General features: G+C 44.5%; 10 protein-coding genes. All 10 read right to left on the bottom strand.

All coding sequences use genetic code 11. The annotated features are described in order from the left end of the window. Positions 1–12 precede the first annotated feature (12 nt). A complete protein-coding gene (locus tag KO537_RS04985) occupies positions 13–534 on the bottom strand; it encodes a membrane anchored protein in chemotaxis locus (RefSeq protein ID WP_105253086.1) in 522 nt (173 codons plus the stop codon). Positions 535–547: 13 nt separating this feature from the next. Next, positions 548–1681, bottom strand: a complete 1134-nt coding sequence (locus tag KO537_RS04980; RefSeq protein WP_219233967.1) for a chemotaxis response regulator protein-glutamate methylesterase — start codon at positions 1679–1681, stop codon at positions 548–550. A 20-nt stretch (positions 1682–1701) separates the two neighbouring features. After that, a complete protein-coding gene (locus KO537_RS04975) occupies positions 1702–3945 on the bottom strand; it encodes a chemotaxis protein CheA (RefSeq protein WP_219233966.1) in 2244 nt (747 codons plus the stop codon). Between the two features lie 15 nt (positions 3946–3960). Continuing rightward, positions 3961–4698 carry a protein phosphatase CheZ gene (locus tag KO537_RS04970; protein WP_028761174.1) on the bottom strand — a complete coding sequence of 246 codons (738 nt, stop codon included), beginning with the start codon at positions 4696–4698 and terminating at the stop codon, positions 3961–3963. Positions 4699–4711: 13 nt separating this feature from the next. Then, positions 4712–5095, bottom strand: a complete 384-nt coding sequence (gene cheY / locus KO537_RS04965) for a chemotaxis response regulator CheY (RefSeq protein ID WP_007649667.1) — start codon at positions 5093–5095, stop codon at positions 4712–4714. Positions 5096–5142: 47 nt separating this feature from the next. Then, positions 5143–5856, bottom strand: a complete 714-nt coding sequence (locus KO537_RS04960) for an RNA polymerase sigma factor FliA (protein WP_028761175.1) — start codon at positions 5854–5856, stop codon at positions 5143–5145. After that, positions 5849–6730, bottom strand: a complete 882-nt coding sequence (locus KO537_RS04955) for a MinD/ParA family protein (protein ID WP_006082389.1) — start codon at positions 6728–6730, stop codon at positions 5849–5851. The genes KO537_RS04960 and KO537_RS04955 overlap by 8 nt, the downstream gene beginning before the upstream one ends. A 4-nt stretch (positions 6731–6734) precedes the next feature. Next, positions 6735–8117 (bottom strand): flagellar biosynthesis protein FlhF, encoded by a 1383-nt coding sequence (gene flhF, locus KO537_RS04950; protein WP_028761176.1) that lies wholly within the window; start codon positions 8115–8117, stop codon positions 6735–6737. 11 nt (positions 8118–8128) lie between these two features. Next, positions 8129–10228: a flagellar biosynthesis protein FlhA gene (flhA, locus tag KO537_RS04945; RefSeq protein ID WP_028761177.1), complete on the bottom strand. Its 2100-nt coding sequence runs from the start codon at positions 10226–10228 to the stop codon at positions 8129–8131. A gap of 181 nt (positions 10229–10409) precedes the next feature. Then, positions 10410–11540, bottom strand: coding sequence for a flagellar biosynthesis protein FlhB (flhB, locus tag KO537_RS04940; RefSeq protein ID WP_028761178.1), 1131 nt, complete (start codon positions 11538–11540; stop codon positions 10410–10412). Between the last annotated feature and the right edge of the window lie 9 nt (positions 11541–11549).

Genomic DNA, 11549 nt, shown 5'->3' with positions numbered 1-11549 from the left:
AAATTCTAAAAATTACTGCTCTTTTCTGGTCGTGACTCGAATGCCGCCATTGGGCAAACTAATCACTTTGACACCATCGGCATTCTCAGATATCACCACGGGCAGCATCTCTGCATTTTGGGGGGCAATTGTCTGAGAAACAGCTTTAACCTCTTTTTCTGGCGCTTGAAGCTGTTTAGGAATAGAGGATTCCAGATTAGTTTTTTCCTTCGCCGTATCTATTTCAGTATCTGGTTTGCCCAGCAAAGGCGGAATGCTATTTTGTACCGGCTCAGGACCAATCGCTACAGCCTTCTGCTCACCAGGAGCCGCTAATTGCAACATTGCTTTAGTCTGATCGGGATGAGACGCTAACCAAGTTGCAATGGCTTCAGCCTGTTCGTCAGGTACCATTAACAGCACCTGAGTCGATTCCAAACGTTTTACATCCGCCTGCAGCAAACTATTCTTACGCTTGTAATCAAGGCTTAAGGCACCAAGAACCAAAATGGCTATGCCCATCAACAAGATGATGAGCACACTATTTGTGCTCATCGGATATTGATTTTTAGACACGAACAGACTCTTTTAAAATACATTCGGCCATGTTGTCTAAGGCTATCGACTGGGTGGCAATCCCTGCACTCGCAACGGCTTGTGGCATACCATAAACCACACAACTGGCTTCATCTTGCGCCCAAATGGTTGCGCCTACAGCTTTCAACATCCGCGCGCCTTCTCTGCCATCCGCCCCCATGCCAGTTAATACAACAGCAAGCACATCACCACTAAAGGCTTTAGAAGCAGAAGCAAAGGTGATATCCACACAGGGCTTATAATTCATATCAGCACTGCCTGCGATAACTTTTAATCGGCCACTTGCTCCAGTACGTTCAACCATCATTTGCATACCACCCGGCGCTAAATATGCACAACCCGGTTTAAGAAGATCGCCATTAGCGGCCTCTTTTACTTCAATCTTACATAAGCCATTTAAACGACTCGCAAATGCAGGGGTAAAGGCAGCAGGCATATGCTGGATTAATAAAATAGGATGCGGATAGTTTGCCGGAAACTGCGTGAGTATTTTTTGCAGCGCAACCGGACCACCAGTAGATGTACCGATCAGCAATAATTTATACTGTTTACCACTTGCACGAATCGTCGTTGCCGTTGACGTTCTAACAGGAGCTGCGACAGGCGTATGAGTCGGTATACTCGTTGTACCTAAAACGCTACCTGTTGGACTTGGACGCGCGCTAGTTGTTGGCGAGACCACCGGACGTGCAATAGGACGAAACATTCTGCGTCGTCCCAATGCCTTAACTCTTTGTTGCAACAATAAAATGGCATCATCTTTGTTGGTCGCAATATCTTCAAAACGTTTAGGTAGAAAATCTAATGCACCAGCATCTAAAGCGTCTAACGTTGCTTTAGCGCCATCATGGGTTAAAGAAGAAAACATCAAGATCGGAGTCGGACACTTAGCCATGATTTCACGAACAGCAGTAATACCATCCATGACAGGCATCTCAATATCCATTGTGATAACTTGGGGATTAAGCTCAGCAGCCAACTTCACCGCTTCGGCCCCATTTGAGGCCGTCGCGATAACTTCCAGTTCAGGATCTTGATTGACTATTTCACTAACACGTCGTCTGAAAAAACTTGAGTCATCAACGACTAATACTTTAATGGCCATTCCATTCCTTAGCTTGGAAACTAATTCTTACTTTTCGCATAATGCTTTAGCAATCCAGGAACATCTAAGATCAGTGCAATACCACCATCCGATGTAATTGTCGCACCAGCCATCCCAGGTGTGCCATGTAACATAGCGCCAAGAGGTTTAATAACGACCTCTTCTTGTCCTATTAAGGCATCCACTACAAAACCAATTTGCATCATGCCTAATTGCACGATAACCACATGACCATGCTTTTTATCGCCATGTTTAAAGGTCGTTTTGTTTCTATGTAGCCAGTGTTCCAAATAGAACAAAGGTACTGCCTTATTACGCACTATGACAGTCAGTTGCCCATCAACAATATTGGTTTTTGTGAGATCGAGATGGAAAATCTCATTCACGCTAGATAGAGGTAATGCAAACACTTGTTTAGCGACATCGACCATTAAGGTAGGCATAATCGCTAATGTTAACGGTACTTTAATCTCAAGTATCGTTCCCTTACCTTTCATAGAATCAATATGTACAGTGCCATTAAGCTGGGTGATACGAGTTTTTACCACGTCCATCCCAACACCACGGCCTGAAATATCTGAAATCTCAACTTTAGTTGAAAAACCTGGTGCAAAAATCAAATTATAGGCTTCGCTGTCTGTCATCCGCGAAGCAGAATCTTCATCGAGTACACCACGTGTTATCGCGATTTTTTTAAGTTTCTCAGGATCCATTCCTGCGCCATCGTCTTCGATTTTCAGCAGTATATGGTCGCCTTCCTGACTTGCAGATAAGGTAATCGTTCCCGTTCTTGGCTTACCACTGGCTTCACGCTCGTTTGGCATCTCGATACCATGGTCCACAGAGTTACGCACTAAGTGGACGAGTGGATCGGCAAGCGCTTCAACAAGGTTTTTATCTAAGTCAGTTTCTTCACCGACCATGATCAAATCAATTTCTTTGTTTAGTGTACGAGCAAGATCACGTACCACCCGAGGGAAACGACCAAACACTTTCTTGATCGGTTGCATACGGGTTTTCATGACAGCGCCTTGCAAATCGGCAGTAACGAGATCTAAGTTCGCAAGAGCTTTCGACATCTCCTCATCATCACGGCTGATGCCTAAGCTCACCAATCGATTACGCACTAACACTAACTCACCCACCATATTCATGATCTGGTCGAGTCGTGCGGTATCTACACGTACTGTTGTTTCACCCTGAGGCACATTCGCAGAGCTAGCCTTAGCAGGTGCTTTATCGACAACCGCAATTTCCACCTTAGGTTTTGCAGCAACGACTGGAGCTGGTACTGCGGCTTTAACTGGCGCAGGAGCATGTGGTGCAGCAGTAGGTGCTACAGTCGAAACAGGGGGCGTAGGCGCTTTTACTTCAGCTTTCGCAGGTGCTCCGCCTTTCCCATGGAGTTCATCGAGTAATCGCTCAAACTCATCATCGGTAATTTCATCAGCATCTACAATCGGTTGAGGCGCAGGTGTTGCCACAACCTTAGGTTTAACAGGCACTTCAGCCTCAGCTTTAAATTTACCTGAGCCATGAAGTTCATCCAGTAACGCCTCGAACTCATCATCAGTGATGTCATCACCTGATGTTGAAGGTGTTTTAATTGGTGCAGCAGGCTTGACAGCAACAGGCTCAGATACAAATGTGGTAGCAGCGACCGCAGGTCCCTTTCCTGAACCATGAAGCGCATCCAATAAAGCTTCAAATTCAGCATCATTGATATCATCGATACTTGAAGACGTATTTTCAATGGAAGATGAGTTATCACTTATGTCAGCAGGAATTTCTTGAAGGGTAGGAGTATCAATAATGACTTCAACAACAGGTTCTGGCTCTGCAACCTTGGCAGAAGCGACTTCAGATGGCAAAGGCGCACCTGAACTGAGCATTTTAAGTCTCGCTAACAAACCTGAATCGGCGGGATCTTGTTGCTCGCCCTGCTGGGTTTGCGCAAACATGGTATTAATTGCATCAACAGCCTGCAAAATAATATCCATCAACTCTGCGTTAACGCTACGCTTGCCTGTCCGCAATAAATCGAAGGTATTCTCAGCCTCATGACAAACATCAACCATGGGAGTTAAGCTAAGAAAGCCAGCACCACCTTTAACGGTATGAAAACCTCGGAAAATGGCGTTCAGCAAGTTAGTATCATCAGGATTATTTTCAAGCGCAACGAGTTGCTCTTGCAGAAGCTCTAAAATTTCACCGGCTTCGATTAAAAAGTCCTGGAGTATCTCTTCATCTACATCAAAGGCCATCAAATTGACTCCCAGTTAGAAACCCAGACTCGATAGAAGATCATCCACTTCGTCTTGACCCGTTACCACATCTTGACGAAGCTCGGCATTCATTATCGGGCCTTCTGCTTCAATATTATTTTTCTGAGCAATCTGACTTTCAATCATAGGTTGCTCACCAAATACCGTCAGCATAGAAACCAGATTACTTTCTACTTCCATTACTAGATCAATAACACGACGTATTATTTGTCCTGTTAAGTCTTGAAAATCTTGCGCCATCAAAATTTGATTAAGCAATTCACGTAATCGAGTCGAGTCATTTGCACTACGAGACATAAGGTCTTGTACATCGTGACAAAGGCCCTTAAATTCAGTCAGCGCTATCTCGCGTCGCATTAATCTGTCCCAAGATGGCATGACATTTTGAATATTTACGGTCACGGCATTAGCCAAAGGTAAACATTCTTCAACCGCATCCATGGTTTTATTTGCAGCTTGTTCGGTCATGTCAATAACGTAATTTAAACGTTGCTTGGCATCGGGGATCTCTGTATTGGCTAATTCAGCAAGACGATTATCAACTTGAAAATCCATCAGCGCACTATGAAGTTGCCGAGTTAATTTACCTACTTCTTCGAATAATTCTCGTTGCAGTGGAGCAGCAAGCTCCCGAAATAAATCATCTGCCTGACTTTGCTCACCTGCACTTAATAATTCAACTAAATGCTGAGCTTGCTCGAGCGTGATGAGCCCTGATGTTTGTGACTTCATAGCTCATCCTTGCTCAAGCGAGTCGTTCGAATATTTTATCTAACTTCTCTTTCAGCGTTGCAGCGGTAAAAGGCTTAACCACATAACCATTCACTCCCGCTTGAGCGGCAGCAATAATCTGTTCACGTTTTGCTTCAGCAGTCACCATTAATACAGGTAAATGCTTTAGCGAATCATCAGCGCGAATTGCTTTTAACAGATCGATTCCTTGCATACCAGGCATATTCCAATCTGTAACAACAAAATCAAAATCCCCCTTTTGCAACATCGGCAGGGCTGTTGAGCCATCGTCTGCTTCTTGGGTGTTATTAAACCCCAAGTCTCGCAACAAGTTCTTGATGATACGCCTCATTGTCGAAAAATCGTCAACAATGAGAATCTTCATATTCTTGTCCAAGGTTTCCTCCGGTGAGCTGACATTCTGTGCTCGATTAATAATTATACTTATGTCCAGTGCTTGAGTTTAGCTTTCAATCGCAACATTGCCTGACTTAATATCTGGCTAACCCGCGATTCACTGACTTCAAGAATGGCGCCAATCTCTTTTAAATTCAATGCTTCATCGTAGTACAGGGATAACACTAATGCATCTCTTTCAGGCAATAATTTAATTGCCTCAACCAGAGCAGAATGAAATTGGTTCTCAGCTAATGCTTCAAATGAATCATCATCGGACCGATCACTCACTGTAAGTATATCCTGAGATACGCCTAAATCTTCTATCCCTATGATTTTTCCGACAGAAACATCGTTAAGAATATGATGGTACTCATCGAGCGTCATATCAAGTTTTTCTGCAATTTCTGTGTCGCGTGCATCACGGCCCAGTTCTTGCTCTAACTCATCAATAGCGTGTGCAACCTTACGATTGTTACGATGAACGGAACGAGGGACCCAGTCGCCACGACGAATTTCATCTAACATGGCTCCACGTATGCGTATGCCGGCGAAGGTTTCAAATTTCGCACCCTTGCCACCATCAAACTTGGATGATGCTTCTAGTAACCCCATCATCCCAGCTTGGAGTAAATCATCTAACTGCACAGATGCAGGTAGTCTGGCGAGTAAATGATGCGCAATTCTTTTAACCAACGGAGCATACTGTTCAACGATCGACGATTTATTGTCTAAACAAGTATACGCAGCGGCTTTATTCACTCGTTTTTTCCTCTTGAAAATCTGGTCGTTGTACTAAACGCTCAACGAAAAACTCCAAATGCCCACCAGGTTGCTGCGGCACAGGCCAGCTCAAAATTTTATTTGCCAATCCTTGATAAGCAATTGCCGCTGGTGATTTAGGATAAGCTTCAACCACCAATTTTTGTTTACGAACAGATTTACGTAAGTTTTCGTCAAATGGAATAGTGGCGACTAATTCAAGTGCAACATCTAAAAATCTGTCGGTCACTTTACTGAGTTTAGCAAATAATTCCATACCTTCGCGTAAACTACGCACCATATTGGCAACTATTTTAAAACGGAACACACCATGCTCACGGCTGAGAATTTTAATCAGGGCGTAGGCATCGGTAATCGAAGTGGGTTCATCACAAACAACGACTAACACATCCTGCGAAGCACGTGAGAAACTGAGCACCATATCTGAGATCCCAGCCGCAGTATCTACGACTAGAATATCAAACTGAGTCCGCATCTCACTAAATGCACGGATTAATCCAGCATGTTGCGCAGGGCTTAATTCCACCATCCCCTGTGTTCCTGAGGTGGCAGGTACTATGCCTATCCCCTTAGGACCACGCACGATAATATCGTCAAGCTCTGCATCACCAGAGAGAACATGAGAGAGGTTACGCTCGGCACGAATACCCAGCATGACGTCGACGTTTGCTAAGCCAAGGTCAGCGTCAAGTACCAAGACACGCTTGCCTTTTTCGGCTAATGCCACAGCAGTATTAATAGAAACGCTGGTTTTACCCACGCCTCCTTTACCACCAGTGACCGCGATTACTTTCACTTTTTCGTTATAGGGTTGATTCATCATACGTAAACCACTTGCTTGATCCAGGGTCATAAATCTACTCAAATGCACAGGCCATATTATCTGACCACGCTGTGTCTTGTAATGATTGTTGTTCTGTACTATCTAACGCTGCGAGTGCCTGCTGGGCTAAATCTAGGGTATCCGCAACTTTCATATCTTCAGGAACTCTTTGTCCATCAGTAATATAACTTAATGGTAATCCGTTTTGGATCAACACACTTAATGCCCCTGCTAACGACACAGATTCATCGAGTTTTGTGAGAACGACACCAGATAGGGGAATGCGTTTAAAATGATTGACTGCATCTTGCAGCACACGGCGCTGCCCTGTCGCAGACAGTACCAGATAACTGCGGATAGGTATCCTGCTATTTGCAGTTAAATTATCAAGTTGCTGGTAAAGGCGCATATCTCGCTGTCCCATGCCAGCCGTATCTATCAATACTAGCTTGCGATTCCTAAACTGATAGAGAATTTGCTCTAATTCATTTAGATCATGAGCTTGCTTTACTGGGCAGCCCATTATTTTGCCATAAGTTGCTAATTGCTCATAGGCTCCGATGCGATAATGATCTGTGGTAATTAAAGCAACATGTTCAGCACCATGATGTGCCGCAAAACGGGCAGCAAGTTTAGCTAATGACGTTGTTTTACCAACGCCAGTAGGACCAACTAATGCAACCACCCCGCCCTGTTTCACAATGTCATCACCCTGATTGTCAAGCATATTAGCGAGACTTTGTGGTAATGCTCTGACTAATTCAGCCGGCGTATAATGCTGACTCAGCGCGGCTAATTTATTTGCAACCGCAGGGGAGAATTCAGCCTCAAGTAATTTGGCTTCGAGCATAGCACCGACGGGATCGATGCGTTTTTTATGTTCCGTCATCAAGGAGGATACTTGATGTGTCAGTAAATTACGCAGTGATGCTAATTCATCACGCATAGCTTCAATATCAGCACTTTGTTTTAGTGATGTTTGTGGCTTTTTATCAAACGAGGAAGGCGCTTCACGACGTTCTGGTTTCACAGCAGTAGGGGCTTGTAAGCCCTTAGCCCATGCAGGTAACTCGGCATCAACTTGCTGATGTGACATTTGTTGATTCAAACGGCTTTGCTGCTTCTCAAGTAAGGCTTGTAATGAGTCTGCAGGAGCGGCTGGCTTAGCGCGAGTTTCTACACGAACTGGCTGCTTAGCACCGAGGGACACGAGATCGTCGCTCACGTCCATAAAGGTCGGTGCTGGCGCAGTGGCTGCAGTTTTTGCTTTAGGTTCGTCATAGTCAACGGCAGCGACAATTTCGATGCCACCGTTCACTTTTTTATTTGACATAATGACGGCATCTGAGCCGAGTGTTTCTTTCACTTGGGCCAGTGCGGCGCGCATGTCTTTGGCAAAAAATCGTTTAATCTTCACTTATGCGTCCTCTACTGGCCGACTGCAGATACGATACGTATTTGCTTCTCATCAGGTATTTCTTGATATGAAATGACTCTGAGATTAGGAATAGTATGTTTAACAAAGCGTGACAGCGTCGCGCGTAACATACCTGACGTCAACAATATGGCGGGTTGTCCGACCATTTCTTGCTTCTGAGCCGCATCGGCAAGGGACTGCTGCATGCGTTCTGCAAGACCGGGTTCAATATTAGGACCATCACCACCAGTTGCTTGCATTGACTGATGCAACATCTGTTCCAACTCTGGCGCCAAAGTAATGACGGGGATTTCGAGCTCTGGGCCTGAGATCTCCTGAACTATCATACGTTTCAAAGCGATACGTACAGCGGCAGTCAAGACTTCAGTGTCATTGCTCTTAGTGCCATATTCTAACAAAGTTTGCACTATAGTACGCAAGTCTCTAACTGAAACCCCTTCATTTAATAGGTTCTGCATCACTTTTACGACATGTCCTAGTGGCATTATATCTGGAATAAAGCCATCAACCAGCTTAGGTGAGTGTTTCGCAAGCATATCCATCAGTTGTTGCACTTCTTCGTAGCCTAACAACTTAGCGGCATTATTTGTGAGTAATTGACTAATATGAGTTGCAACAACAGTGGCGGCATCGACGACGGTATAACCTAATGTTTGTGCGTGCTCACGTAACTCAGGAGCGATCCATACAGCTTCTAGGCCAAAAGCGGGATCGCGCGTTTCGATACCATCGAGTTTGCCATAGACTTGACCAGGGTTGATCGCCAATTCGCAATCATGACGAATATCTGCCTCTCCGACGACGACGCCCATTAATGAAATGCGATACGCATTAGGCGATAAATCTAAGTTATCGCGAATATGCACCGCGGGCACTAAGAAGCCTAGTTCCTGAGACAACTTTTTACGCACGCCTTTAATGCGGCTTAGTAACTCGCCACCTTGGCCCTTGTCTACCAGAGGGATCAAACGATATCCAACCTCAAGACCAATAGTATCAACATGATGTACATCGTCCCAACCTAGCTCTTTAGGCTCTTTATCTTGTCTTTCTATTGGACCCGATTTCACTTGTTCTAGCGCTTTAAGACGTTTGTTTTCATTTCGTTTATAAACAAAATAAGCTGCACCAGCAGTCATAAAGGCAAAGCTTAAAAACGCCATGTGCGGCATACCAGGAACAATACCCATTACAAACAGGACTCCGGCGGCGATACCCAATGACTTATGACTGTCAAACATCTGACTCATCATCATTTGGCCCATATCACCTGACTCGTTTTGACGAGTCACCATCAAGGCTGCGGCGATTGACAATAATAGACCAGGGATCTGCGCCACTAAACCATCACCGATAGTCAGTAAGGTATAAATTTCAACCGCTTCAGAGAAACTTAAGCCATGCTGCACAATCCCTATGATGAAACCACCTACGATGTTGATCACTAAGATCATGATACCGGCAATCGCATCCCCTTTAACGAATTTGGACGCACCGTCCATCGCACCATAGAAATCGGCTTCACGGGTCACTTCGGCACGGCGTATTCTCGCTTGGTCTTGATTTAAGGTTCCAGCATTTAAGTCAGCATCGATTGCCATTTGCTTACCAGGCATAGCATCCAAGGTAAAGCGGGCACTGACTTCTGCGATACGACCAGCACCTTTAGTAACTACCGCAAAGTTGATGATAATCAAAATGATAAATACCACTAGACCAACGGCATAGTTACCACCGATCACCACAGAACCGAAGGCTTCAATCACCTTACCCGCGGCATCACCGCCATTATGACCCTCAAGTAAAACCACACGAGTAGAGGCAACGTTGAGCGCAAGACGTAATAATGTCGCCACCAGTAACACAGTTGGGAAGGCAGCAAAATCTAAGGGTCTATCGGTATAAATAGCCACCAGCAATACGATGAGAGCTAACGCAATGTTGAATGAAAAGAGTATGTCTAATAGAAATGGAGGGATAGGTAAAACAATCATGGCCAATGCAGCAAGCACAACCACCGGCGTGCCAATGCCTTTAAAAGTGCTGAGCCTAATTTGTTTTACTTGACCAAGAGTCGCTTTAACATCCATTCGCTATAACCTAAACTTTGACGTGTAATAGCATAAAGCAAAAAACGCGCCAACAAGATTAAAGCCATTAATGAAGGAAAGATATGTACTGTGACTGATTGATATACATAAAATTAGCCATAAAAACAAATGAACTCGACATCATCAGCTTTACCAATGACTACCATCTGAGACTAGTGGTTCAATATTTCAATTCATCTGGTATAGGTTGATTAAGTGGGACAGGAATAGGTTTACGACCGCGTCCTTTTTGATATTGGCGCAGCTGGAATACATAAGCCAAAATCTGTGCGACAGCAGTAAACAAACCTTCAGGGATCTGCTGGTCTAACTTAGTCGTATGGTAAATCGCCCTTGCAAGTGGTGGGGCCGAGACAATCGCAATATTGTGCGCGCGGGCAATCTCACGTATTTTAAAGGCCACATCATCAACACCTTTCGCTATCACAAAGGGAGCCGCAGAGCGCTGCACATCGTATTTAATCGCAACGGCAAAATGCTCAGGGTTAACGACAATCACATCGGCATTTGGCACTTCAGCCATCATACGCCTTTGTGCTAGTTCACGTTGCATCTGCCGTATATGCCCTTTCACCTCAGGTTTACCCTCAGTGTCTTTATATTCATCTTTTACTTCTTGTTTGGTCATCTTAAGTTGCTTGTTGTGATTCCAAATTTGGAACGGCACATCGATGACGACAATAAATAAAATCGAGGAACATAACAAGATAAACATCCAAACCAACAAATCTAATGCATGGTAAACATTACCTGGAAGATGGTCGCTAGACAGCAACATAATGTCATTGAAATAGAAGCTTAATAAAAAATAAGCAGAAAACGCTACTACCGAAAATTTTGCAATACCTTTGGTGAGTTCAACCAGAGCCTGTACGCCAAACATACGTTTAAAACCAGCAAGGGGACTCATTTTACTGGCTTTTGGCATCATAGCTTGGGTCGAAAAATTGATCCCTCCAAGAGAGACGTTACCGATAAACGCAACAACCACAATCAGTAGCATAATTTTAGCCATGGGCCAGGCTATTTCACTCGCAACAACGCCCCACACTTTGAACATTTCATTCGTATCAAAAATTTGCGCCCTATCCATGGTAAATACAATTTCAAACACCCGAGTTAGGCTAATGGCCAAACTTGGGCCTAGCATATAAAACCCACATGCTGCCGAAATTAATACCGCTGCAGTTCCAAGTTCTTTCGAACGTGCAATCTGTCCTTTTGTTCGCGCCTGTTCTAGACGCCTCCCCGTGGGTTCCTCTGTACGTTCATCACTTGACTCTTCAGCCATGGGCTTCTC

Origin of the sequence: Shewanella sp. NKUCC01_JLK, assembly GCF_019345615.1 — a bacterium.
In the GTDB taxonomy this organism is placed as follows: domain Bacteria; phylum Pseudomonadota; class Gammaproteobacteria; order Enterobacterales; family Shewanellaceae; genus Shewanella; species Shewanella oncorhynchi.
Note: the sequence above shows the minus strand (reverse complement) of the source record. Positions and strands in the feature narration are given on the sequence as shown.